The organism is Amycolatopsis sp. NPDC006125 (genome assembly GCF_040614195.1).
Lineage (GTDB): Bacteria > Actinomycetota > Actinomycetes > Mycobacteriales > Pseudonocardiaceae > Amycolatopsis_E > Amycolatopsis_E tucumanensis.
In genome coordinates this window covers 41,300-64,388 of sequence record NZ_JBEXTZ010000023.1, presented here as the reverse complement: position 1 = coordinate 64,388, position 23,089 = coordinate 41,300, and the positions used below count along the sequence as shown (strand labels likewise).

Below are 23,089 nucleotides of genomic sequence, written 5' to 3'. Positions count from 1 at the left end.
TGTTCGCCTGAACGGAGTAACCTCGCAAATCCGACTGTGCGCAGAGTGTTTGCGCAGGTAGGGCACATGGGAACGGGTCGATAACGAAGTTGTGTGATCCGCCCGGCAAGGGGACTGGATAACCTGTCCGGGTGGCAGAACCCACTCAGCCGGGGGACGCCCGGATCCGGCGGTTTTCGCTCCGCGTCCTCATCGGGGCCGCGGTGGCCGGGACCGGGCTGGTGCTCATCCTGACCATCGGCGTGACCCGGCCCGGCGGGGACCCGCAGCCGGTCCAGCCCGCGGTGGCCGCGCGGACGTCGGAGCCGCCGGTGGGTGCGACGGCGCCGCCCCCGGCCCGGCTCGCCCCGGAGGACCGCCCGCGGGAGTCGGACCTGAGGGCGCTGGACACGTGGTCGAACGAGGTCGCCGCGGCGACGAAGCTGCCGGCGCGCCTGCTGGCCGGTTACGGCCGGGCGGAGATGTGGATGCGCGCGGAGTGGTCCGGATGCCACTTGTCGTGGGCGACGCTCGCCGCGATCGGCCAGGCGGAGGCGGTCGGCACCGGCCCGCTCCCGGTGCCGGAGGAGATCTGGAAGCAGTGGTCGGCTCGCGCGTCGGGCGACGGAAAGCAGCCGGACCCGAAGGACGTCGACGACGCGGCGCTGACGGTGGCGAGATCCCTGTGCTCGACGGGCGCCGACCTGGCCACCCCGCAGGGCTGGTGGGCCGCGATCACCGGCAGCCCCACCCTGGCGCCCGAGGCGGGGCTGATCTTCGACACCGCCACCACACTCGCCAAGGCAGCACCGCGCTAGCGGCGCGCAGTGAATACAACCCGAGTTGTGTGGTCATCCCGTCGCCTGACACCGCAACGATCGCTTTGAGCCAGGCCCGCAACCCAGGCCGCCAGCGCGCAGCCGACAACGCAACCTTGCGGGCCTGGCTCAAAGTGATACGCCCAAACCGGAAGGCGACGGGATGACCACCCAGCGACCACCCACCCGAGGCGAGGGGCGTGCCCTTGGTCATCCCGGAGCCTGCCCGTCCGGCGAGGACATCCCTTGATCTTTAGAGCCGCACCAACCCCGGCGACGCGCCCAGCCGGAAGATCAACCCTCCTGAAGACGAACCCGCGCATTCACCTCGGACAACGCGTCCTGGTACTCCGGCACCGGGTTCATCGCCCAGGCCATGCGCAGCTGTCCCAGAGCTTCGACCAGCCGTCCCAACCTCTGGAGCGTGCGTCCCAGCACGAAGCGGGCGTAGTGGTCGGACGGGTCGAGCTCGAGGACCCGCGTCAGCGCCTGCTCGGCGCGGTTGAGCTGGGCGGAGTGGAAGTAGGCGCGCCCGGCCAGCAGCTGGACGCTCGGCTTGTCCGGTTCGCTTTCCAGCACCGGCTGCAGCGCCTTCAGCGCGTCCAGTGGACGCCGCTTCTCGACGAGATCCTCCGCCTCGCGAAACGCGTGCAGCGGGTGGCGGCCTGCTGTTCCCCGCGGGGTCTCTGAGTCTTCCATCTTCTGATCGACGTTACCCCCGGAAAGCGCGTTTCGGCAGGGGCGATCAGGGTGGCTCGGGGCGGCATGATGCACTAACCGGTCATGAGCGAAGAACCGCGGTATCTCGGACTCTCGCCCTACCTGTATTACACCGATGCCACGGAGGCGCTCGACTGGCTGGTGCGCGTCTTCGGCTTCACCGAGAAGGTCCGCTACGTGGACGCGTCCGGCCAGGTCTTCCAGGCCGTGGTCGCCGCGGGTGACGCCGAGATCGTGCTCGCCGGGGTCGGCGCCGACTACTGGGAGGCGAAGGGCGTCGACCGCCCGGTCGGGCAGCTCAACGTCGTGTACGTGCCCGACGCCGACGCGCAGCACGAGTACGTCTGCGCGGCGCTCGGGGAGGGCTGCGACGTGCCGCCGCCGCAGGACCAGCCGTACGGGGCGCGGGTGTTCACGGTGCTGGATTGCGGGGGCAACAGCTGGACGTTCTGGCAGCAGATCTCGGACACCGCCGATCTGCCGTCCGGGTGGCAGGAGGTCAGGGCCGGCGAGTGACGCGTGCCTCCACCGGGTGAACGGCGATGGCGGCTACGCTGGTCGCGTCTTCGCTGGACAAACCGATGAGGAGCAGTTGTGGCGGTCATTGAGCAGGTAGGCGCGCGCGAGATCCTGGATTCGCGTGGCAACCCGACCGTTGAGGTGGAGGTGGCTCTCGACGACGGCACGCTGGCGCGGGCCGCTGTCCCGTCGGGCGCGTCCACCGGCGAACACGAGGCCGTCGAGCTGCGCGACGGTGACCCCAAGCGCTACAACGGCAAGGGTGTCGAGCGCGCGGTCGCCGCGGTGCTCGACGAGATCGGCCCCGAGCTGGCCGGTGTGGACGCCGTCGACCAGCGGATCGTGGACCAGAAGCTGGTCGACCTGGACGGCACCCCGGACAAGTCGCGGCTGGGCGCGAACGCGCTGCTGGGTGTTTCGCTCGCCGTCGCGAAGGCCGCCGCCGAGTCGGCCGAGCTGGAGCTGTTCCGCTACCTGGGCGGCCCGAACGCGCACGTGCTGCCGGTGCCGATGATGAACATCCTCAACGGTGGCGCGCACGCCGACACCGACGTGGACATCCAGGAGTTCATGATCGCCCCGATCGGCGCGGAGTCCTTCCGCGAGGCGCTCCGCTGGGGCACCGAGGTGTACCACTCGCTCAAGTCGGTGCTGAAGGGCCGCGGCCTGGCCACCGGTCTCGGCGACGAGGGCGGGTTCGCGCCGAGCCTGTCCAGCAACCGCGAGGCGCTGGACCTGATCACCACGGCCATCGAGAAGGCCGGGTACGCCCCGGGCCGGGACATCGCGCTGGCGCTGGACGTCGCCGCCACCGAGTTCTTCTCCGCGGGCTCCTACACGTTCGAGGGCAGCAAGCGGACGGCCGAGCAGCTAGGCGCCTACTACCAGGAGCTGGTGGACGCCTACCCGCTCGTGTCGATCGAGGACCCGCTCTCCGAGGACGACTGGGACGGCTGGGTCGCGCTGACCCAGCAGATCGGCGACCGGGTCCAGCTGGTCGGCGACGACCTGTTCGTCACCAACCCGGACCGCCTCGAGGACGGCATCAACCGCGGCGCCGCGAACGCGCTGCTGGTGAAGGTGAACCAGATCGGCACGCTGTCGGAGACCCTCGACGCGATCGCGCTGGCCACGTCCAGCGGCTACAAGTCGATGATGAGCCACCGCTCCGGCGAGACCGAGGACACCACGATCGCCGACCTCGCGGTCGCGACCGGGGTGGGCCAGATCAAGACCGGCGCCCCGGCGCGCAGCGAGCGCGTCGCGAAGTACAACCAGCTGCTGCGCATCGAGGAGACCCTCGGCGACGCCGCCCGGTACGCCGGCGAGCTGGCGTTCCCGCGGTTCTCGGCGGAGAGCTGACCGGCGTAGATGACGCAACGCGGATCCCAGCGCGTGAGGCGCCCCCGGCGCACGGAGGGCTCGTCGGCCCGCCGTGCGGAGGGGGCGCCCGCGCGCCGTCCGCAGCTCGCCCGGCGGGTGGCCGCCGGGAAGGCGCGCCTGCGCCGGAGCCAGGGCAAGCCCGGCGCCGGCGCGGCGCGGGTGCTGGGGATGTCCACCACGCGGCGGGCCGCCGTGCTCGCGATCGTGGTGTGCGCGCTGGCCTTCACGGTCGCCGTGCCGCTGCGCACGTACCTCGCGCAGCGCGCCGAGGTGGCCGAGCAGGAGCAGCGGCAGGCGCAACTGCAGCACGACGTGCAACTGCTGGAGCAGCGCAAGGCCGCGGTGTCGGACCCGGCGCAGGTCGAGGCGGAGGCCCGGCGGCGGCTGCGGTACGTCATGCCCGGGGAGACGCCCTACATCGTGCAGTTGCCCGGTGAGGGCGCGGTTCCGCCTGCCGGGCAGGCGCCGGACCCGGTGGCTTCCGGGGATGCCGCCTGGTATCAGCAGCTGTGGAGCACCGTCGGCGGCTGACGGCGCGATGGCTGCGACAATGGGTTCGTGAGCAAGACGGACCTGCCCTCGTTCGAACCGGTCACCGAGGCTGACCGGATCATCATCTCCGAGCAGCTCGGCCGGCCCGCGCGTGCGTTGCGGGCGGTGGCTGCGCGCTGCCCGAGCGGGCACCCGTCCGTCGTGCAGACCAACCCGCGGCTGGAGAACGGCACCCCGTTCCCGACGCTGTACTACCTGACCTGCCCGCGGCTGACGTCGCTGGTGGGCAGGCTGGAGGCGTCCGGGATCATGAAGGAGATGACCGACCGGCTCGCGGAGGACGCCGAGCTCGCCGCGGCGTACCAGCGGGCCCACGAGTCGTACCTCGCCCAGCGGGACGCGCTGGAGCCGCTCGGGCACGAGGTCACGGCGGGCGGCATGCCGGGGCGGGTCAAGTGCCTGCACGTGCACCTCGCGCACAGCCTGGCGATGGGCCCGGGGATCAACCCGTTCGGCGACGAGACGCTGGAGCTGCTCAAGGCGGACTGGCCCAGCGGCGACTGCGCGAAGTAGCTTCTGGGCGCTGGGCGCTGGGCGCTGGGCGCTGGGCGCTGGGCGCTGGGCGCGACTGAGCCGCCGAGAGCGCGGTGCCTAGCAGGGCGCTGGGGGTGCTGCGCCCCGCTTGACGCTGAGCCCACCGACGCTGGCCGCTCTGGCTGCCCGCGGTCGGTGCTGGGTACCCCGCGACTGAGCTACCGGGAGCGCGGTGCCCCGCAGGGCTCTGCCGGTGCTGCGCCCGGCTGGACGCTGAGCCCACCAGCGTTGGCCGCCCTGCTTGCCGGCGGTGGTTGCTGGGTGCGCCCGCGACCGAGTGGCCGGGAGCGTGGTGTCTCGCGGGGCGCTGCGCCCCTGCTGGATGCTGAGCCCGCTGGCGCTACGCCCGCTGGGCGTCGAGTCCGCCAGCGTGACGCTGATGGGCGTCGAGCCCGCTGGCGCTACGCCCCGCCGGGCGTCGAGTCTGTCGGCGGTACGCCCCCGCTGGATGTCGAGCCCGCCAGCGTGACGCCCCGCCGGGTGTCGAGACCGTCGGCGCTACGCCCCGCTAGGCGTCGAGCCCGCCGACGCTACGCCCGCCGCCGAGTCCACCGGCACTCGCCGCTCTGCTTGCCGGCGCTGGGCGCTGCCGGCTGAGCACGCCTCCGTTGAACGGTCCTTTCAACCGGCGCCACCCCACCACTGCACCGTTCGGCCGCAAGCAATCCGCCAATTCGCCGCACAACCCAACCACGCGAAACCCCACGACATTCCCACTCGCCCACCCACCGATGGCCACTTGGTGCCACAAAAACCCGCACCCGCCGCACAAAAACCCCTACCAACGTCGGAACTTCCGGCTAACACTTCTGGCCGGTTCCGACGATCACCTTCTCGGTAACACGGACTTCACATCCCGCGGTTCAGCATCGGATGTGTCGCCGCTCGGGGAGGGATGAGGATGTGCGCCGGACTCGTGTGAGGGCTGCCCGCCGCAAGGCGCGAAGAATCGGCCTGGCCCACAAGACCACGCTCGCCGCGATGGGCGGCGTGCTCGCCGTCATCCCGGCCGGCCTGGCCGGCGGCGGCACCGAGACCTGGACGGCCACCACCCCGGTCGACCAGAACCGCGCGATCGGCCCGATCCAGGGCGCGCCGCCGGAGATCCTGCGCGTCAGCGTCAACGGTGAGCTGCCGAAACCGCCGGAACCGGTCCCGGCGGAGGAACTGCCCACCGGCCCCCTCGGCATTCCCGGCACCGCCCTCAAGGCCTACCGCAACGCCGCCGACGTCATGACCCTCGAGCGCCCGGAGTGCCACATCGACTGGGCGTTGATCGCGAGCATCGGCCGCATCGAGTCCAACCACGCGCGCGGCGGGTACGTCGACGCGAACGGCACCACCCGCGAGCCCATCCTCGGCCCGCAGCTCAACGGCGTCGGCCCGGTGGCCGCGATCCCGGACAGCGACGGCGGCCGCTGGGACCGCGACACGGTGTGGGACCGCGCCGTCGGCCCCACCCAGTTCATCCCGACCACCTGGAACTTCTACGGCGCCGACGGCAACCACGACGGCGTCGCCGACCCGAACAACATCTACGACGCCACCCTGGCCACCGCGCGCTACCTGTGCTCCGGCGGTCTGGACCTCGCCGACCCGGCCCAGCTGCGCGCCGCCATCTACCGCTACAACAACTCCGACGCCTACGTCGAAACGGTGATCCGCTGGGCCGAGGCCTACCGCAGCGGTGTCGCCCTGCTGCCGGACAGCGACGTGCCGGTCGGCGCGCCGTCCGCGACAGCCGTCCCGACCCCGCCCCCGGTCACCCCGCCGCCGACGATCCTCGCCGCGCCACCGCCGAGCACCCTGCCGTCGCCGTCCGGGCGCACCGACCTGGGCACCACCACCACGACCACGGGCCGCACCACGACGACGACCACCACCACGACCACGACGACCACGACGACCCCGCCCCCGGAAACCACGCCGACCTGCGAAAGCACCACGCCGCCGAGCCCGACGACGACCACCACGGCGCCGCCCACGTCGGAGACGCTGCCGCCGTGCGCGCCACCCGAGACGGGCGCGGAGACCTCGACCACGGGTTCGACGACCGGGCCGACCCCGTAGGGTGGGCGCATGCCCCGTGTTGCCGCGATCGACTGTGGAACGAACTCCATCCGTCTGCTGGTGGCCGAGCTGACCGAGCGTCACGACGGCACCTTCGACCTGCGTGACCTGCATCGGGAGATGCGGATCGTGCGGCTCGGGCAGGGCGTGGACGCGACCGGACGGCTGGCGCCCGAGGCGCTGGAGCGCACGCGCGCCGCGCTGAAGGACTACACCATCGCCGCGCGGCGCAAGGGCGTGGAGAAGGTCCGCATGGTCGCCACCTCGGCGACGCGCGACGCGAGCAACCGCGACGAGTTCTTCGCGATGACGCGCGAGGTCCTCGGCGTGGAGGCCGAGGTGATCTCCGGCGACGAGGAGGCCCGCCTGTCGTTCATGGGCGCGGTCGGCGAGCAGGACCCGGACGACGGGCCGTTCCTGGTGGTCGACGTCGGCGGCGGCTCGACCGAGCTGGTCCTCGGCGAGTGGGACGGCAAGCGCGCCACGGTCACCGCGGCGAAGTCGGTCGACATCGGCTGCGTGCGGATCACCGAGCGCGGGCTGAAATCGGACCCGCCGACGTCCAACGAGATCGTGGCCGCGCGCGAGTTCGCCACCGGCGTGCTCGCCGAGGCGTTCGACGTCGTGGACGTGTCGAAGGCCCGCACCTGGATCGGCGTCGCGGGCACGGTGACCACGCTGTCCGCGGTGGCCCAGGACCTGCCCGAGTACGACTCGGAGCGGACGCACCTGTCGCGCCTGACCCCGGCCGACATCACGCGCGTGTCGGGGCACCTGCTGGAGGCCGACCACGACGCGCGCGCCGCGAACCCGGTGATCCACCCCGGCCGGGTCGACGTCATCGGCGGCGGCGGGCTGATCGTGCAGATCCTCGCCGAGGAGATCGGGCGCCGCGGCGGGCCGGCCGAACTGGTGGTCAGCGAGCACGACATCCTCGACGGGATCGCGCTCTCGCTCGCCTGAGCGGTGCGGCTCCCGCACCCGACGAAGGTAGGGTTTTCGTACCGGATCGGGCGATCCGGAAGGTAGGTTCCTCCTCACCCTGATGAGGAGGAGTTCCTTGAGACGAACCAGGTTGCTCATCGCGGCGCTCGCGGTCCCGCTGATCGGCGGGGCCGTCGTTCTTCCCAGCGCGAGCGCACAACCCGCCGCGCTGTCCGGGCCCGCCACGGAGTTCACCGTGCTGGCCTCCGGCGAACAGAGCGTCGCCGCCGCCGAGCAGGCCATCCGCGAGGCCGGCGGAACCGTGGTGCGGACCAACACGGCGGTCGGCCTGATCACGGCCACCGCCCCGGCGAACGGCTTCGTGCAACGCGTGTCGGCCGACGACGCGGTCTACGGCGCGGCGAAGGCGACGGCCATCGGCCAGGCCCCCACCGGCAAGGTCGCGCCGAAGCGGTCCGACGTGGAGAAGGAAGGCCGCCAGGCGCCCAAGAGCAGCGGTGCGACGACCGGCGCCACCGGCACCGACCCGCTGGACGACCAGCTGTGGGGCCTCAAGTCGGTGCGCTCGGACATGTCGCGCACCGTGCAGCCGGGTGACAAGCGCGTCAAGGTGGGTGTGATCGACACCGGTGTGGACGGCACGCACCCCGACATCGCCCCCAACTTCGACCGCGGCGCGTCCCGCAACTTCACCCGCGACATCCCGACCGACCCGACCGGCGCGGTCGTGGACGGGCCGTGCGAGTTCCGCGGCTGTGTTGACCCCGCCGACCACGACGACAACGGGCACGGCACCCACGTCGCAGGCACGATCGCCGCGGCCGCGGACGGGTTCGGCATCTCCGGGGTCGCCCCGAACGTGACGCTGGTGAACCTGCGCGCGGGCCAGGACTCCGGGTTCTTCTTCCTCCAGCCGGTCGTCGACGCGATCACCTACGCCGGTGACGCGGGCGTCGACGTCGTCAACATGAGCTTCTACGTCGACCCGTGGCTCTACAACTGCGCCTCGAACCCGGCGGACTCGGCCGAGCAGCAGCTGGAGCAGCGCACCGTCACCGAGGCCATGACGCGGGCGATGAACTACGCCTACCGCAAGGGCGTCACCGAGGTCGCAGCGCTGGGCAACCAGCACACCGACCTTGGCGCGCCGCAGCCGGACACGACGAGCCCGGACTACCCGGCGTCGTCGGCCCACCCGCGCACGATCGACAACGCGACCTGCCTGTCGCTGCCGGTCGAGGGCCCGCACACCATCGGGGTCTCCGCGTTCGGCCCGTCCGGTGCGAAGGCGGACTACTCGAACTACGGCCTGGAGCAGATCTCGGTGTCCGCGCCGGGCGGATTCTTCCGCGACGGGTTCGGCACGGACTGGTACCGCACCAACGAGAACATGATCCTGTCCGCGTACCCGCGCAACGTCGGTGTCGCCGAAGGCACGATCGACGCGGACGGCAACGTGACCCCCGACGGTGCGGCCGCGGGCGTGCAGAAGGCGGTCACGAAGGACGGCCGGGCGGCGTACTACCAGTTCCTGCAGGGCACGTCGATGGCCGCCCCGCACGCGAGCGGCGTGGCGGCGCTGATCGTGTCCGAGTACGGCCGGGCGGGCCGCGGCGGGATCACGATGAGCCCGGACACGGTGCAGCGGATCATCGAGGGCACGGCGGCGCCGATCGCGTGCCCGGTCCCCGCGACGGTCGACTACCTGGACGAGGGTCGCGATGACTCGTTCACCGCGACCTGCCAGGGCAGCCCGTCGTTCAACGGTTTCTACGGCCACGGAGCGGTGGACGCCTACGCCGCGGTGACCAGGGGAGCCGCATACCTGCGCGGCTGAGGTGGTGGCGGAAGGGCCGCTCCCGCGCGTGCGGGGGCGGCCCTTCTCACGCTGAGCGGATGTGCGTGTACTGCCACCAGCCGAGGGCGGCGCCGACAGCGAGACCGGCTATGGGAGCCGCAGCCGTGGAGATGCTCACCCAGCCGACGGCGACGGCCAGCACCGCCGCGAGCAGCGCGATCGTCGCCAGAGCCGAGCCGACGCGCAGGCGGCGGCGCATCGAGGCGAGCACCGCCGGGTCCGGCTCCTCCGCCACGGCGGCCGGATTCCCCGCCTGCCGGGAACCAACTGCTCCGAGTGGAGCAAATCGCCACCGTGGTGGCGTTTGTCGAACAGCCGCAGCCGGGGTCCCGCTCTTCCCCGGAACCCCGCGAGTCCCACGCTCCTGCGCGTGAGTTCCACGTTCCCGTGCGCGAGTCCCACCGTCCGGCCGTGCCGCCCCACACACCGAGCGGGGCGGCATGCGCCGTCAGCGGTTGCTGCTCGACCGCACGAACTCGGCCAGGTCCTTCGACTGCTGGACCCGTGACGGCTCGTGCACGTACATCATGTGCCCGGCCGGGTAGTAGGCCGATTCGATGTTGCCGCGCAGGTTCTCCGGGATCTGCAGGTGCGCCAGCACGTGCTCGGCGGCGTAGTAGGGCGTCGCGCCGTCGTAGTAGCCCAGGGCCACGTGCACCTTCAGGTGCGGGTTCGCCCGCATCGCCGCGCTCAGCGCCTCCACCGCCGACACCGCGCGGCCCTCGAACTCCGAGTACGACCAGTTCCGCACCACGTCCATCGACAGGACCTCGTACGGCAGGTCGTTCTCGTAGCCCAGCTCGGACCGGACGTAGTGGTTGAAACCGGCCGAATACGCCCCGATGATCCGCGACACCGACGCGTCGTCGCTCATCAGTTCGCGTCCGCCGTCCGGCTCCCACGTCGTGAAGCGGCCGTCCATCCGGCCCGTGGTCAGCCCGCGCTCCCGCAGCAGCTCGGTGAAGAACCGCACGTGCTCGATCCGCAGGTTGACCCGGTCCACATAGGACTCGTCGAGCCCGGTCAGCGACGCCAGCTTCCGCACCGCCGCGGCCTTCTCCTCCGGCGTCAGCCGCGAACCGCGCGACAGCGCCCACGGCAGCTCGCGCGCGGCGAAGTCCTCGGCCTCGGCCAGCACGTCCGCCAGCTTCCGCTTGCCGTGCTTGCCGTGGTAGTGCGCGATCGCCGCGTACGTCGGCACGAACAGCGGGTACGGCTGGTCGTTGCCCTCGGTGAACCGGATCGTGCCGAAGTCCAGCACGCTCGAGATGAGCATCAGGCCGTTGAGGTAGAACCCGTGCCGCTCCTGCAGGTGCCCGGCCAGCGCCGCCGCCCGCAGCGTGCCGTAGGACTCGCCGGCCAGGTACTTCGGCGACAGCCACCGGCCGTTGCGTGACGTCCACAGCCGGATGATCTCCGCCACCGACTCCACATCGGCGGTGAACCCGTGGTAGTCCTTGACGCTTTCGCCCTTCTTCGGCCGCGAGTAGCCGGTGGACACCGGGTCGATGAACACCAGGTCGCTGTGCGCCAGCAGGGTTTCCGGGTTGTCCAGCACGCGGTACGGCGGCGGCTCGGGCGAGTCGACGTCGCCGGACACCACCCGCCGCGGCCCCAGCACGCCCATGTGCAGCCACACGCTCGCCGAGCCGGGGCCGCCGTTGAAGGCGAACGTCACCGGCCGCGAACCCGGCTCCGCGCCGTCGAGCGTGTAGGAGGTGAGGAACACCTCGGCCTTGGCGGTGTGGCCGTCGAACTTGCCGTCGGTGTGCACTTCCTTGCGCAGCACGACTCGTCCGGTTTGCGCGGTGTACGCGAGTTTGCGCCGCTTGACGGTGAGCGTGTGCTGCGTGGTGACGAGGTCGTCGCTCGGTTCGGGCGCGGCCTCGGTCTTCGTCTCCTCTTCGGGGGTTTCCGGCATGATCGCCAACCTAGCGGAGCACACTGACGATGTGACCCGACGAAAGCCCCGCACCCTCGCCGAACTGGACACGGCGGTCAGCGAGTGCCGCCGCTGCCCGCGTCTCGTCGAGTGGCGCGAGGAGGTCGCCGCGACCAAGCGGGCCGCCTTCGCCGACTGGACGTACTGGGGCCGCCCGGTGCCCGGGTTCGGGCCCGCGGACGCGTCGCTGGCCATCGTCGGGCTCGCCCCGGCCGCGCACGGGGCCAACCGCACCGGCCGCATGTTCACCGGCGACCGCTCGGGCGACTTCCTCTACCGGACGCTTTACGACATCGGGCTGGCGTCGCAGCCGACGTCCACCCACATCGGCGACGGCCTGGAGCTGCGGGGTGTCCGCATCACCGCGCCGGTCAAGTGCGCGCCGCCTGCCAACAAGCCGCTGCCCTCGGAGCGGGACAACTGCCGCCCGTGGCTGGTGCGGGAGTTCGAGCTGTTACTTCCGACACTCCGCGCGGTGGTCGTGCTCGGCGCGTTCGGCTGGCAGGCGCTGCTGCCGGTGCTGGCGCAGACCTGGACGGTGCCGAAACCGGCGCCGAAGTTCGGCCACGGCGCTCACTTCGTCCTGTCCGGGACCCCCGATCTTCACCTTTTTGGGTCATTTCACGTCTCGCAGCAGAACACTTTCACCGGACGCCTCACCCCGGCCATGCTGCGCGACGTGCTGAGCCGTGCGGCGGGCGTGGCCGGGCTCCTCTGAATCGTTTCGCGCAGGTCCGCGACCCTGGTCACAGGTGGGGAGGGTCTACGAGCGCCCAGCCGGTGGGAGTGGGAAGATGTGCCTATGGCCGCAGCGAAGTCGGAACCGACTCGGATCCTCATTCTGGGTGGCGGTTACGTCGGGCTCTACACCGCGTTGGGACTCCAGAAGAAGCTCCGCGCCAACGAAGCCTCCGTGACGATCGTCGACCCTCAGCCGCACATGACCTATCAGCCGTTCCTGCCGGAAGCGGCGGCTGGGGCCATCGAACCGCGCCACGTCGTGGTGCCGCTGCGGCGCGTGCTCAAGCGTTGCCACGTCCTGACGGCGCGGGTCAACAAGATCGAGCACGAGCGCAAGACCGTCACGGTGGAGGCCGCCGACGGGCACATCGAGCAGCTGAACTACGACGTGCTCGTGGTCGCGCTCGGCGCCGTGCCGCGGCTGCTGCCGATCCCCGGTCTGGCCGAAGAGGGCATCGGCATCAAGACCATCGGTGAGGCCATCTACCTGCGCAACCACGTGCTGACCAAGCTCGACGAGGCGGCCAGCACGCTGGACCCCGAGCTGCGCAAGCGCCTGCTCACCTTCACCGTCGTCGGCGGCGGGTTCGCGGGTATCGAGGCGCTGGCCGAGCTCGAGGACATGACCCGGTTCGCGACGCGGTACTACGAGAACATCCAGCCGGAGGACATCCGCTGGGTGCTCGTCGAGGCCGCGGGCCGGATCCTGCCCGAGGTCCGCGAGACGCTCGGCGTGTGGACGGTCGAGCAGCTGGAGAAGCGCGGCATCGAGGTCTACCTGTCGACCGCGGCGAAGTCGTTCGAGAACGGCCGGGTGGTCCTCTCGGACGGCACCGAGTTCGACAGCGACACGATCATCTGGACCGCCGGTGTGAAGGCCAACCCGGTGCTGGCCAACTCGGACCTGCCGATCGACAAGCGCGGCCGGGTCGAGGCGACCGCCGCGCTGCAGGTCGTCGGCCACCCGGACGTCTGGACCGCGGGCGACAACGCCGCGGTGCCGGACCTGTCGCGCACCGAGAGCGACCCGACGGCCACCTGCCCGCCGAACGCGCAGCACGCGGTCCGGCAGGCGCGGCACCTGGCGAAGAACATCATCAAGACGCTGCGCGGCGGCCAGCCGGTGGACTACTTCCACAAGAACCTGGGCGCGGTGGCCGGCCTCGGCCTGCACAAGGGCGTCGCGGACGCGCTGAACCTGAAGATCAAGGGCTTCCCGGCCTGGCTCTTCCACCGCGGCTACCACCTCAAGGCGATGCCCACGTTCAACCGCAAGGTGCGCATCCTGCTGGACTGGATGCTGGGCGGCCTGTTCCGGCGTGAGGTCGTGTCGCTGGGGCAGATCAACAACCCGAAGGAAGAGTTCACGCGGGCTTCGAAGTCCTGACCTGCGCTGGGGCTGCGGGGGCCGTTCGCCTAGGCTGACGGTGCCCCCGTAGCCCAACCGGCAGAGGCAGTCGACTTAAAATCGATTCAGTGCGGGTTCGAACCCCGTCGGGGGCACTGGATCGCAGGTCAGGGCGTTGGGGCTGAGGATCGTGAGATCAGCAGCTCCAGCCGGCTGAGCGCGTGATGAGTGGGCTCCAACGCTGGAGGCCCACGTTCGAGAAGATCGGGGGCTGTCGACCTGCACCTCGATCGAAGCACCGCACGAATCCGCGAGATCGAAACCACCCAAGGCGCGCAAGCGTTCGCGGAAAGCGCGGGCGTCCCGGGGAGGCAACTGCGCGGCGGCGGTCAGCAGTGTTCGGCGAAGTTCGTCGGGGTCGGGGCAGCACTCCGGGATTTCGCAGCGCCGGTCGAGGTCCCACGCCCAGTGAGGCCGCCGCGCGAAGGTGCGCTCCCAGGTCAGCAGCGCTCGGGCGACGTCGATGTGACGGGTGCGTTCGAGGCGAGCCATCCGGGCCTGCCCGCCCGCGGAGATGCCTGGGACGACCGCTTCGTGTGGCCGACGCCGACGGGGAGCGTCAGCGCGGACCTGGCTCGGCGACCTACGCGCCATCGCCCTTTCGGAAGATCGACATCCCGGGATCGTACCTCAGGCGCCGAAACGCTCCCTGCGCAGCGAATACGGCGGCCGTGTCGTCCGCCAGCACCACCGGCCCCGGGCTCCGCACCAGACCTGCGCGGTGGTGGGCAGAGGTGATTTCGCCACGTGGGTCCGGAGTCGCACGTTCTCCAGCATTGCCGGGGCGGATAGTGTTTTCCGGTGGACGAGATCGACTGGCAGCCCGTGCTCCAGGCGGGCGGGCGCGTGCTCGGTCTCGACTGCCAGGGGCGGTGGGTGCTCGGTGACGGGTGGGGGCGCGTCCAGCCGTTGGACTGGCTCGTGCCCCTGCTGCCGATGCTCGAGCTCCACTACGCCGAGGTCGAACGCGCGACCGCCGGGGTGCCTGCTGACCCGCCGTGGGAGGAACTGCTGCGTCTCGCGCTGACCAGTGGCAGCGACTACTGGTCCGCCCGTGCCCTGGACTGGCTCGAAGGCGGTCATCCGGTCTCCGCGTTGCTGGGCGTCCTCGACGAGGTCGGCAGAACCGGCGCGACGCAGCGGATACGGCACCGCGCACGGCGACTCTGGAAGGACGCGAACCAGGGCCTGGAGTCCTCTTCGGCCGAATAAGCACCGTGCTGCGGGTCATCACCGTGCTTGGCCCGCAATCTTGCTGTCCGCCCGGCGGGCGCAGCGTCTGTGGAGGCAATAAGATCGTCTGGCGTCGATGTCGATGTGGCCGAGCGCGGTGTGCGTTTCCGGCAACCGCTGACTGTTGCCGGAGGTAAACCGTGCTCCGCCGGATCGGGCTGCTTGTGCTGGCGGCTCTCCTGTTCGTCCCCGGGGTCGCGTCCGCCGAGGAGGAGTTGCGTCCCGACCTCGGCATGGCGCCGCTCAGCGACGTGAAGGTCACGACGAGCCCGGCAGGCCAGCAGCAGCTCCGGTTCTCGGCGACGATCGTGAACGTGGGGCGGGGGCCGTTCGAGGTCGCGGCGTCCCGCGTGTCCGTGGACGCGCCGTTCCGGGTCGTGCAGCGGGTCTCGCGGGCGGATGGCTCGCGGGCGGACGTGGGCGTTCCGGCCGGGCTCGTGTACGGCGGCGACGGGCACGACCACTGGCACATCCGCGACCTCGAGACCTACCAGCTCGTGCGGCTGGACGGCGGCGTGGTGAGCGTCGCCGTGAAGGCCGGGTTCTGCTTCTACGACACGAACTCCTACCGGCGCTCCCTGCCCGGTGCCCCGCGGTCCAAAGTGTACTCGGAAAGCGGTTGCGGGGACCGCGGTTCGCTCACGGTGACGATGGGGCTGTCCGTCGGGTGGGCGGACCGGTATGCGTCGACGCTGCCGGACCAGTTCGTGGACATCACCGGCCTCCCCGACGGCCACTACCGGCTCATCGCCACGGCCGACGCGCAGGGGCACTTCACCGAGGCGGACCGCACCAACAACGCGACCTGGGTGGACCTCTCGCTGACCAGCCGGAAGGGCCGGCCGTCGGTGCGCGTCCTCGCACACGGCCCGGCCGCCTGAACGGCTCCGGTCTCAGACGCCGAACCGCCCGCGGGCTTCGGCCGCCTCGTCGCCGGTCAACCAGCTGATCGCGAATTCCCGTCCGTAGCAGTCGAAGGTGCCGGAGGACAGTTCGGCCACGGCGTCCTCGGTGTACATCCAGCCGCCGTCGGTGTGGAGCCATTCGCCGTCGGTGAGCACCTCGGCGAACCAGTCGAGCCTCTCGACGCCCGCCGACCAGGTGCGGCGCCACCACGGGCCGCGCGCCTCGTACCAGACCTGCGTGAGCAACAGCAGGTAGCCCGCGGTCCGGCCGTCGGAGTCGAGCAACCGCGCGACGCGGTCTCGGTAGGGATCCAGCCGATGATCGATGGCAGCCGGCGAGTTGGCAATGTGGGTCCGCAGTCGCACCCGACCAGTATGCGGTGGGGGAGGACGTTTTCCGGCCTGGTTTTCGGACGTTGGCCTTCCGGTACCGGCGCCGCCTCCGTAGGAGCGGGCGACGACGGCCACTCGAACGACGGGCTGGTCGACTTCCTCGAGCGGGGCGGTCACGTGGTTCGGCGACTCCACGCCAGCGCGGCGTGCAATTCGGTGAGGGCGGTGCGTACTTCGGCCTCCGAACGGAGAGATCGGGGGTGGTGCGGTCGGATGAAGCCGATGTCCGTTTCCACGGGTGGGCCTGTGCTCGTGATGATCCAGATCGTCCACGCCTCAGCCACGGGTTGGGCCACCACGTATCGGCGGAGTTCGAACCCCACCACGTCGCGCCACGGCTTCGTGCACGTCCGCGTCAGCGTGCAGTACCGGACGCCCACCGCGCCCACGTGCACGCCGACCCGGCTCAACCGGAAACCCAGCACGCTCCAGCCGGCGAAGAAGACCATCGCCGCTACCGCGCCGGGCACCGACCCGACCTCACTGCCGCCGAAGAGGAGGACGCCGCCGACCAGCGTTGTCAACCCCAGTCCGATCCACACGAACACCCCGTAGACGACCCTCCAGGGGTGCGGGCAAACCCGCCGCCAGCCCGTCATCTCCGGATTGTCAACCCGGCGCCGGCCGTTGTCGAGCTTCAGCCGTCTGCTGACAGCACCTCGCGCAGTTTCTCCAGCACCGCTGGGTCCTCGATGGTCGACGGCACCGCCTCGTCGCGGCCTTCGGCTATCGCTCGCATCGACTTGCGCAGGATCTTGCCCGATCGTGTCTTCGGCAGCGCGTCCACGACCGTCACCGAGCGGAACGCCGCCACCGCGCCGATGTCCCGGCGCACCGCGGCCACCAGCTCCTCCTCCAGGCCCTCCGCGGACGCGCCCGCCTTCAGCACGACGAAACCCCGCGGCAGCTGGCCCTTCAACGAATCCGCCACCCCGACCACGGCGCACTCCGCCACCGCGGGATGCGCCGCCAGCACGGCTTCCATCGCGCCCGTCGACAACCGGTGACCTGCCACGTTGATCACGTCGTCGGTCCGGCCCATCACGAACAGGTAGCCGTCCTGGTCGACGAAACCACCGTCGCCGGTCAGGTAGTACCCGGGATACCGCGACAGGTACGACGACACGTACCGCGAGTCGTCGTTCCACAAGCCCAGCAGCGTGCCCGGCGGCAGCGGCAACCGGACGCACACCGCGCCCTCCGCGCCGCGCGGCAGCTCCTCGCCGGACTCCGCCAGAATCCGCACGTCGTAACCGGGCATCGGCACGCTCGGCGACCCCGGCTTCAGCGGCAGCGGCTCCAGGCCGCGCGGATTGGCCGCGATCGCCCAGCCCGTTTCGGTCTGCCACCAGTGGTCCACCACCGGCACCCCCAGCGACGCCGTGGCCCACTGGTACGTCTCCGGGTCCAGGCGCTCCCCGGCCAGGAACAGCGTCCGCAAGGTCGGCATGTCGCAGAGCAGCGAACCCGACGGATCCACCTTCTTGATCGCCCGCACCGCCGTCGGCGCGGTGAACAGCGCCTTCACCCCGTACGACGAGATCACCCGCCAGAACGCGCCGGCGTCGGGCATGCCGACCGGTTTTCCTTCGTACAGCACGGTCGTCGCGCCCACCAGCAGCGGTCCGTAGACGATGTAGGAGTGCCCGACGACCCACCCGACGTCGGACGCGGTCCACCACACGTCGCCCGGCCCGATGTCGTAGATGTTCGCCATCGACCAGGCCAGCGCGACCGCGTGCCCGCCGTTGTCCCGCACCACGCCCTTCGGCTTGCCCGTCGTGCCGGACGTGTACAGCACGTACAACGGATCGGTCGCGGCAACCTCCACACAGGACACCGGCGAAGCGTTCGCCACCAGACCGGCCCAGTCGTGCTCGCCCGGTCGCAGCGCAGCACGCACCTGTTCCCGCTGGAAGACCACCACCTGGGGCGACTCGCCGGACAACGCGATCGCCTCGTCGACGATCGGCTTGTACTCGATCACCCGCGTCGGCTCGATGCCGCACGAACCGCACACCACCACCTTCGGCCGCGCGTCGGCGATCCGCACGGCCAGCTCCTTCGGCGCGAACCCGCCGAACACCACCGAGTGCACCGCACCCAGCCGCGTGCACGCCAGCATCGCGATCACCGCCTGCGGGATCATCGGCAGGTACAGCACCACCCGGTCGCCGCGCTCGACGCCCAGCCCGCGCAGCGCTCCGGCGAACCGGGAGACCTCGTCCAGCAACTCCGTATAGGTGAAGCGGGCCGACGAACCGGTCACCGGCGAGTCGTAGATCAGGGCGACGCGGTCGCCGTGCCCGGCGGCGACGTGCCGGTCCAGCGCGTTGTAGCAGGTGTTCAGCCTGCCGCCGGGGAACCACCGGTACCAGGGCGGGCGCTCGGCGTCCAGCGCGCGATCGGGCTGCCGCGTCCAGCTGATCGCTGATGCGGCGGAGGTCCAGAAACCCTCCGGATCACGCAGACTTTCCTCGTAGACGCCGGCGTACCCGCCCATGCCCCGTCCTCTCAGTCCAGTTCGGACAACTCTTCGTCGGTCAGCAGCCGCGACCGGATCAGGAACCGCACACCCTCCGGGGCTTCCAGCGAAAACCCGCTGCCCCGGCCGGGAACCACGTCGATCGTCAGGTGCGTGTGCCGCCAGTACTCGAACTGCGCGGCCGACATCCACACCGGGATCGGGGCCGGCACCCCGGCGACCGCGAGGTCGCCGAGGTGCACGTCGGATCCGCCGGTGCGGAACTCCCCGGCCGGGTAGCACATCGGCGCGCTGCCGTCACAGCACCCACCGGACTGGTGGAACATCAGCGGACCGTGCTGTCCGGCCAGCCGCCGCAGCAGGTCCGCGGCGGCGTCGGTGAGATCCACCCGGCTCATGATCAGAAGAACCCCTGCGCGTTCGGCGAGTACGACACCAGCAGGTTCTTCGTCTGCTGGTAGTGGTCGAGCATCATCTTGTGGGTCTCCCGCCCGATGCCGGACTGCTTGTAGCCGCCGAACGCCGCGTGCGCCGGGTAGGCGTGGTAGCAGTTCGTCCACACGCGACCGGCCTGGATCTCGCGGCCGGCGCGGAACGCGGTGTTGCCGTCGCGCGACCAGACACCCGCGCCCAGCCCGTACAGCGTGTCGTTGGCGATCTTGATGGCGTCGTCGTAGTCGTCGAACTTCGTGACCGACACGACCGGGCCGAAGATCTCCTCCTGGAAGATCCGCATCTTGTTGTCACCGGCGAACACCGTCGGCTGGATGTAGTAGCCGCCGGCCAGCTCGCCGCCGAGGTCGGCCTTGCCGCCACCGGTGAGGACCTCCGCGCCCTCCTGCTTGCCGATGTCGATGTAGGACAGGATCTTCTCGAACTGGTCGTTCGAGGCCTGCGCGCCGATCATCGTGTCGGTGTCCAGCGGGTGGCCCTGCTTGATCTTCTCGACGCGCGCCACGCCGTCGGCGAGGAACCGGTCGTAGATGGACGACTGGATCAGCGCGCGCGACGGGCAGGTGCAGACTTCGCCCTGGTTGAGGGCGAACATCGCGAAGCCCTCTTGAGCCTTGTCGTAGAACGCGTCCTGCTCGGCCGCGACGTCGGCGAAGAAGATGTTCGGGCTCTTGCCGCCCAGCTCCAGCGTGACGGGGATGATGTTCTCGCTGGCGTACTGCATGATCAGGCGGCCGGTGGTGGTCTCACCGGTGAAGGCGACCTTGCGGATGCCCTTGTGCTGGGCCAGCGGCTTGCCGGCCTCGACGCCGAACCCGTTGACGACGTTGATCACGCCGGCCGGGACGACGTCCGCGATCAGGCTCAGCAGCACGTGGATCGACGCCGGGGTCTGCTCCGCGGGCTTGAGGACCACGCAGTTGCCCGCCGCGAGCGCGGGCGCGAGCTTCCAGGTGGCCATCAGGATCGGGAAGTTCCACGGGATGATCTGGGCGACCACGCCGAGCGGCTCGTGGAAGTGGTAGGCCACGGTGTCCGCGTCGACCTGGGAGATGCCGCCCTCCTGGGCGCGGATGGCGCCGGCGAAGTAGCGGAAGTGGTCGATCGCCAGCGGGATGTCGGCGGCCAGGGTCTCCCGGACCGGCTTGCCGTTCTCCCACGACTCGGCGACCGCGAGCTTCTCGAGGTTGGCTTCCATCCGGTCGGCGATCTTGAGCAGCACGGCGGCGCGCTCGGCGGGGGAGGTGCGACCCCACGCGGCGGCGGCGCCGGTGGCGGCGGCGACCGCGCGGTCGACGTCCTCGGCCGTGCCGCGCGCGACCTCGGTGAAGGTCTTGCCGGTGACCGGCGTCGGGTTCTCGAAGTAGTCGCCCTTCGCCGGCGGGACGTATTCGCCGCCGATGAAGTGGTCGTACCGCGGTTCGAACGCGACGACGCTGCCGGTTTCGCCCGGCGCGGCGTACTTCGTCATGAGCCTGCCTCCTGGATCGGTGTTCGGTGCGAACGGCTTCGGCGCACCGGGCGCCAAGCTAGGGAAGGCGACGTTGCAGCGTCGTTGCAACGGTTGCCGAACGCGGCAGGCGCCCGGCATGCTTTCGGTGCCCGTTCCGTCGACGACGCCGGAGTGCTCAATGGACGCCGAAACCGTGACCGACGCCCCGACGGCGCTGCACCTGGCGTCGGACCCGCTGGCGCAGTTCGAGGTGCTGCAACAGGTTCGCGAAGCAACTCTGAGTGGTGACCGCGCGCAGTTTTCACCCCGTCCGGTGATTTCCGAGTCCTGGCAACGCTCACTCGCCGCGCACATCGATCCGGACGATTTCCGTCCGCCGATCGTCTACGCACCGGACGAGGTGGCCGACGTCCGCGACGCCCACCCGTTGCACGCCGTTCTGCCGACGTTGCGCGAACTGCTGGGCAGCATCGCCGACGAGTCGCGGCACGTCATGATCGTCACCGATGCCGAGGGCACGATCCTGTGGCGGGAGGGACCCGCCAACCTGTGCAGCCAGGCGGACCCGGTCGGGCTGTGCGAGGGGACCGGCTGGTCCGAGCGGGCGATCGGCACCAACGCGATGGGCACCGCGCTCGCCGTGGACGCCCCGGTGCAGATCTACTCTGCCGAGCACCTGGTGAAGACCTACCACGGCTGGACCTGCGCGGCCGCCCCGATCCACGACCCGGACACCGGCGACCTGCTCGGCGCGATCGACGTCAGCGGGCTGCTGGACACGCTGCACCCGGCGACGGTTTCGCTGGTCAACGCCACCGCGCAGCTCGCCGAGAGCCACCTGCGGCGGCGGATGGAGTGGCTGGACGGCCAGTTGCTGACGAAGAACATGCCGCACCTCGCGCGGCTGCGTGGCGAACCGGGCGCGTTGCTCACCCCGACCGGGCGGGTGATCGCGGCCGACCGGCTGGGGCGGCTGCCGAAGCGGGTCGCGGTGGACGCCGACCGGGTGCTGCTCGACGACGGCCGGGAGGCGCACGTCGAGCCGCTGCCGGAGGGGTACCTGCTGCGGCTCCGGACGACCACGGCCACCCGGCGGCCGACGCTCGAACTGTCGTTTCTCGGCGACAACCCGGCCGCGGTGATGAACGGCCGCGCGCTGCCGCTCACCCTGCGCCGCGCGGAGATCCTCGCGCTGCTCGCGCTGCACCCCGCCGGGTTGACCGCCGAGCAGCTGGCGTTGCAGCTCTACGGCGACGACGGCAACCCGACGACCGTGCGGGCGGAGATCCACCGGTTGCGCGGGCAGCTCGGCGGTGACGTCATGCGGGCCAAGCCCTACCAGCTTCGTGCCGAGGTGGAGGCCGATTTCCTGCGTGCGCGGCGGGCGTTGAACACCGGTGACGTCGCCGCGGCCGTCGCGGCCTGCCCGGCGCCGTTGCTGAACCGGTCGGACGCGCCCGCGATCCGAGCCGAGCGGGAGCAGCTGGTCGCCGCGGTGCGCACCGCGGTGCTCGGCCACCCCGATCCGGACGTGCTGTGGACCTTCGCGCAGAGCGACACCGGCCGGGACGACGTCGAGGTGTTCGAGCACCTCACCCGCCGCCTGCCCGCCGACGACCCCAGGCGGGCCGTCGCGTCGGCCCGCCTGGAGTGGCTGCTCGGCGAGGACTAGCCGACGAACTTCTCCTCGGCGACCTGCCGCGCGTGCAGCACGTCGCCGATGAAGAAGTCGTACAGCAGCGCGCCGACGACGGCGCCGACGAGCGGCCCGGCGATCGGCACCCACAGGTAGGGGTCCATCGCCGTGTCGCCCCAGCCGGCGAAGAACGCGAACAGCCGCGGCCCGAAGTCGCGTGCCGGGTTGATCGCGTAGCCGGCGTTCGCGCCGTAGGACAGCCCGATCGCGGCGACCGTGAACCCGATCAGCAGCGGCCCCATCTTCGGGGAGACCGCCTTGTTGCGGGCGTCGATCAGGGCGAGCACCACCACGAGCAGCACGGCCGTGCCGACGACCTGGTCCAGCAGCGGGCCGAACCAGCTGGTGAAGTACGGCGCCGGGACGGTCGCGAAGATCGAGAACGTCGCCTCGCTCTTCGGCGTCCCGGCCGCGGTGTCGAACGCGCTGATCGCCGGGTGGTAGACGGCGTACACGAGCGCGGCGCCGGTGAACGCGCCGGCCAGCTGCGCGCCGCAGTAGCCGGGCACCTTGCGCCACGGGAACCGCCGCCGCACGGCCATCGCGAGCGTCACGGCGGGGTTGAGGTGCGCCCCGCTGACGCCGCCGGCCACGTAGACCGCGAAGGCCACGGCGAAGGCCCAGCCCCACACGATCAGCAGCCAGTCGCCGGTGCCCTGGAAGATCGTGGTGGCCCCGGCGGTGCGCCCGGAGCCGGGCAGGCCCGCGACGGCCATCGCCACGCAGGCGTCGCCGAGCGCGATGAGCAGGAACGTGCCGAAGAACTCGGCGAGCAGGTCGCCGCGGCCGCCGGTCAACCGGCTCAGGCCGGCGGGCCGGCGCAGGGGTGCCACATCGGTCACTGGGTCCTCCTTGACGCAGTACGGATGCCGGACAGGTTGCGAAGCCGCGGGTTGCACCGACGTTGCGCCGCTGGGCCGGCCGCAGTCCGCTCGGGTGGCCGGCTCGCTGGGTGGTGGCCAACACGCTGGCGGGGGTGGCCGCCCGCCGCAGCCTGCCGCG

General features: G+C 71.1%; 22 protein-coding genes and 1 tRNA gene. 14 read left to right on the top strand and 9 right to left on the bottom strand.

Annotated features, from left to right (window positions below):
* The first annotated feature begins 131 nt into the window (after positions 1–131).
* On the top strand, positions 132–797 hold the full coding sequence (locus tag ABZ193_RS14450) for a hypothetical protein (protein ID WP_354710147.1): 666 nt from the start codon (positions 132–134) through the stop codon (positions 795–797).
* Between the two features lie 294 nt (positions 798–1,091).
* Here ABZ193_RS14450 and ABZ193_RS14445 read toward each other — a convergent pair whose 3' ends face one another.
* A complete protein-coding gene (locus ABZ193_RS14445) occupies positions 1,092–1,496 on the bottom strand; it encodes a tetratricopeptide repeat protein (protein ID WP_020419397.1) in 405 nt (134 codons plus the stop codon).
* An 84-nt stretch (positions 1,497–1,580) separates the two neighbouring features.
* On the opposite strand from ABZ193_RS14445, the gene ABZ193_RS14440 reads away from it, so the two are divergent.
* The 7 genes from ABZ193_RS14440 to ABZ193_RS14410 all read left to right on the top strand — a co-directional run bounded on the left by ABZ193_RS14440 (position 1,581) and on the right by ABZ193_RS14410 (position 9,357).
* Positions 1,581–2,033, top strand: coding sequence for a VOC family protein (locus ABZ193_RS14440; protein ID WP_020419396.1), 453 nt, complete (start codon positions 1,581–1,583; stop codon positions 2,031–2,033).
* 78 nt (positions 2,034–2,111) lie between these two features.
* On the top strand, positions 2,112–3,398 hold the full coding sequence (gene eno, locus ABZ193_RS14435; RefSeq protein WP_020419395.1) for a phosphopyruvate hydratase: 1,287 nt from the start codon (positions 2,112–2,114) through the stop codon (positions 3,396–3,398).
* A 33-nt stretch (positions 3,399–3,431) separates the two neighbouring features.
* Complete coding sequence (locus tag ABZ193_RS14430; protein WP_020419394.1) at positions 3,432–3,950, top strand: septum formation initiator family protein; 519 nt, start codon at positions 3,432–3,434, stop codon at positions 3,948–3,950.
* Positions 3,951–3,977: 27 nt separating this feature from the next.
* The gene (locus tag ABZ193_RS14425) at positions 3,978–4,484 is read left to right on the top strand and encodes a DUF501 domain-containing protein (protein WP_020419393.1); all 507 of its coding nucleotides are present in this window, start codon (positions 3,978–3,980) and stop codon (positions 4,482–4,484) included.
* A gap of 939 nt (positions 4,485–5,423) precedes the next feature.
* Positions 5,424–6,575 (top strand): lytic murein transglycosylase, encoded by a 1,152-nt coding sequence (locus tag ABZ193_RS14420; RefSeq protein ID WP_354710146.1) that lies wholly within the window; start codon positions 5,424–5,426, stop codon positions 6,573–6,575.
* Positions 6,576–6,584: 9 nt separating this feature from the next.
* Positions 6,585–7,538: a Ppx/GppA phosphatase family protein gene (locus ABZ193_RS14415; protein ID WP_237336130.1), complete on the top strand. Its 954-nt coding sequence runs from the start codon at positions 6,585–6,587 to the stop codon at positions 7,536–7,538.
* Between the two features lie 82 nt (positions 7,539–7,620).
* Positions 7,621–9,357, top strand: a complete 1,737-nt coding sequence (locus ABZ193_RS14410) for a S8 family serine peptidase (protein ID WP_237336129.1) — start codon at positions 7,621–7,623, stop codon at positions 9,355–9,357.
* Positions 9,358–9,403: 46 nt separating this feature from the next.
* On the opposite strand, the gene ABZ193_RS14405 is transcribed toward ABZ193_RS14410, so the two are convergent.
* Both ABZ193_RS14405 and ABZ193_RS14400 read right to left on the bottom strand, forming a co-directional pair.
* Positions 9,404–9,613 carry a hypothetical protein gene (locus tag ABZ193_RS14405; protein ID WP_237336128.1) on the bottom strand — a complete coding sequence of 70 codons (210 nt, stop codon included), beginning with the start codon at positions 9,611–9,613 and terminating at the stop codon, positions 9,404–9,406.
* Between the two features lie 213 nt (positions 9,614–9,826).
* A complete protein-coding gene (locus ABZ193_RS14400) occupies positions 9,827–11,299 on the bottom strand; it encodes a peptidase S10 (protein WP_020419387.1) in 1,473 nt (490 codons plus the stop codon).
* Between ABZ193_RS14400 and ABZ193_RS14395 the strand changes: the two genes are divergently transcribed.
* From ABZ193_RS14395 to ABZ193_RS14375, 5 genes are all read left to right on the top strand, one after another.
* The gene (locus ABZ193_RS14395; protein WP_020419386.1) at positions 11,298–12,038 is read left to right on the top strand and encodes a uracil-DNA glycosylase; all 741 of its coding nucleotides are present in this window, start codon (positions 11,298–11,300) and stop codon (positions 12,036–12,038) included. The genes ABZ193_RS14400 and ABZ193_RS14395 overlap by 2 nt on opposite strands.
* A gap of 84 nt (positions 12,039–12,122) precedes the next feature.
* The gene (locus ABZ193_RS14390; RefSeq protein WP_020419385.1) at positions 12,123–13,448 is read left to right on the top strand and encodes an NAD(P)/FAD-dependent oxidoreductase; all 1,326 of its coding nucleotides are present in this window, start codon (positions 12,123–12,125) and stop codon (positions 13,446–13,448) included.
* A 42-nt stretch (positions 13,449–13,490) separates the two neighbouring features.
* A tRNA-Leu gene (locus ABZ193_RS14385) sits at positions 13,491–13,564 on the top strand.
* Between the two features lie 706 nt (positions 13,565–14,270).
* The gene (locus tag ABZ193_RS14380) at positions 14,271–14,681 is read left to right on the top strand and encodes a hypothetical protein (RefSeq protein WP_237336127.1); all 411 of its coding nucleotides are present in this window, start codon (positions 14,271–14,273) and stop codon (positions 14,679–14,681) included.
* 161 nt (positions 14,682–14,842) lie between these two features.
* Positions 14,843–15,583 (top strand): lysyl oxidase family protein, encoded by a 741-nt coding sequence (locus tag ABZ193_RS14375; RefSeq protein WP_354710145.1) that lies wholly within the window; start codon positions 14,843–14,845, stop codon positions 15,581–15,583.
* Between the two features lie 12 nt (positions 15,584–15,595).
* Here ABZ193_RS14375 and ABZ193_RS14370 read toward each other — a convergent pair whose 3' ends face one another.
* The 5 genes from ABZ193_RS14370 to adh all read right to left on the bottom strand — a co-directional run bounded on the left by ABZ193_RS14370 (position 15,596) and on the right by adh (position 20,409).
* Complete coding sequence (locus tag ABZ193_RS14370; protein ID WP_354710144.1) at positions 15,596–15,973, bottom strand: hypothetical protein; 378 nt, start codon at positions 15,971–15,973, stop codon at positions 15,596–15,598.
* Positions 15,974–16,113: 140 nt separating this feature from the next.
* On the bottom strand, positions 16,114–16,599 hold the full coding sequence (locus ABZ193_RS14365) for a hypothetical protein (RefSeq protein WP_354710142.1): 486 nt from the start codon (positions 16,597–16,599) through the stop codon (positions 16,114–16,116).
* 38 nt (positions 16,600–16,637) lie between these two features.
* Positions 16,638–18,503 carry a propionyl-CoA synthetase gene (locus ABZ193_RS14360; protein WP_354710140.1) on the bottom strand — a complete coding sequence of 622 codons (1,866 nt, stop codon included), beginning with the start codon at positions 18,501–18,503 and terminating at the stop codon, positions 16,638–16,640.
* A gap of 11 nt (positions 18,504–18,514) precedes the next feature.
* Positions 18,515–18,883, bottom strand: a complete 369-nt coding sequence (locus tag ABZ193_RS14355) for a DUF779 domain-containing protein (protein ID WP_354710139.1) — start codon at positions 18,881–18,883, stop codon at positions 18,515–18,517.
* Between the two features lie 2 nt (positions 18,884–18,885).
* Positions 18,886–20,409: an aldehyde dehydrogenase gene (adh, locus tag ABZ193_RS14350; RefSeq protein WP_237336122.1), complete on the bottom strand. Its 1,524-nt coding sequence runs from the start codon at positions 20,407–20,409 to the stop codon at positions 18,886–18,888.
* 160 nt (positions 20,410–20,569) lie between these two features.
* Between adh and ABZ193_RS14345 the strand changes: the two genes are divergently transcribed.
* A complete protein-coding gene (locus tag ABZ193_RS14345) occupies positions 20,570–22,063 on the top strand; it encodes a GAF domain-containing protein (protein WP_354710138.1) in 1,494 nt (497 codons plus the stop codon).
* Here ABZ193_RS14345 and ABZ193_RS14340 read toward each other — a convergent pair.
* Complete coding sequence (locus ABZ193_RS14340; protein ID WP_237336120.1) at positions 22,060–22,929, bottom strand: MIP/aquaporin family protein; 870 nt, start codon at positions 22,927–22,929, stop codon at positions 22,060–22,062. The genes ABZ193_RS14345 and ABZ193_RS14340 overlap by 4 nt on opposite strands.
* Positions 22,930–23,089: the final 160 nt, after the last annotated feature.

What these genes read in the sequence shown, in the direction of transcription:
- ABZ193_RS14445 (WP_020419397.1), bottom strand. Translation starts at nt 1,496, where the DNA reads ATGGAAGACTCAGAGACCCCGCGGGGAACAGCAGGCCGCCACCCGCTG.
- ABZ193_RS14440 (WP_020419396.1), top strand. Translation starts at nt 1,581, where the DNA reads ATGAGCGAAGAACCGCGGTATCTCGGACTCTCGCCCTACCTGTATTAC.
- ABZ193_RS14415 (WP_237336130.1), top strand. Translation starts at nt 6,585, where the DNA reads ATGCCCCGTGTTGCCGCGATCGACTGTGGAACGAACTCCATCCGTCTG.
- ABZ193_RS14410 (WP_237336129.1), top strand. Translation starts at nt 7,621, where the DNA reads ATGAGGAGGAGTTCCTTGAGACGAACCAGGTTGCTCATCGCGGCGCTC.
- ABZ193_RS14395 (WP_020419386.1), top strand. Translation starts at nt 11,298, where the DNA reads ATGATCGCCAACCTAGCGGAGCACACTGACGATGTGACCCGACGAAAG.
- ABZ193_RS14400 (WP_020419387.1), bottom strand. Translation starts at nt 11,299, where the DNA reads ATGCCGGAAACCCCCGAAGAGGAGACGAAGACCGAGGCCGCGCCCGAA.
- ABZ193_RS14390 (WP_020419385.1), top strand. Translation starts at nt 12,123, where the DNA reads ATGGCCGCAGCGAAGTCGGAACCGACTCGGATCCTCATTCTGGGTGGC.
- ABZ193_RS14365 (WP_354710142.1), bottom strand. Translation starts at nt 16,599, where the DNA reads ATGACGGGCTGGCGGCGGGTTTGCCCGCACCCCTGGAGGGTCGTCTAC.
- ABZ193_RS14360 (WP_354710140.1), bottom strand. Translation starts at nt 18,503, where the DNA reads ATGGGCGGGTACGCCGGCGTCTACGAGGAAAGTCTGCGTGATCCGGAG.
- ABZ193_RS14355 (WP_354710139.1), bottom strand. Translation starts at nt 18,883, where the DNA reads ATGAGCCGGGTGGATCTCACCGACGCCGCCGCGGACCTGCTGCGGCGG.
- adh (WP_237336122.1), bottom strand. Translation starts at nt 20,409, where the DNA reads ATGACGAAGTACGCCGCGCCGGGCGAAACCGGCAGCGTCGTCGCGTTC.
- ABZ193_RS14345 (WP_354710138.1), top strand. Translation starts at nt 20,570, where the DNA reads ATGGACGCCGAAACCGTGACCGACGCCCCGACGGCGCTGCACCTGGCG.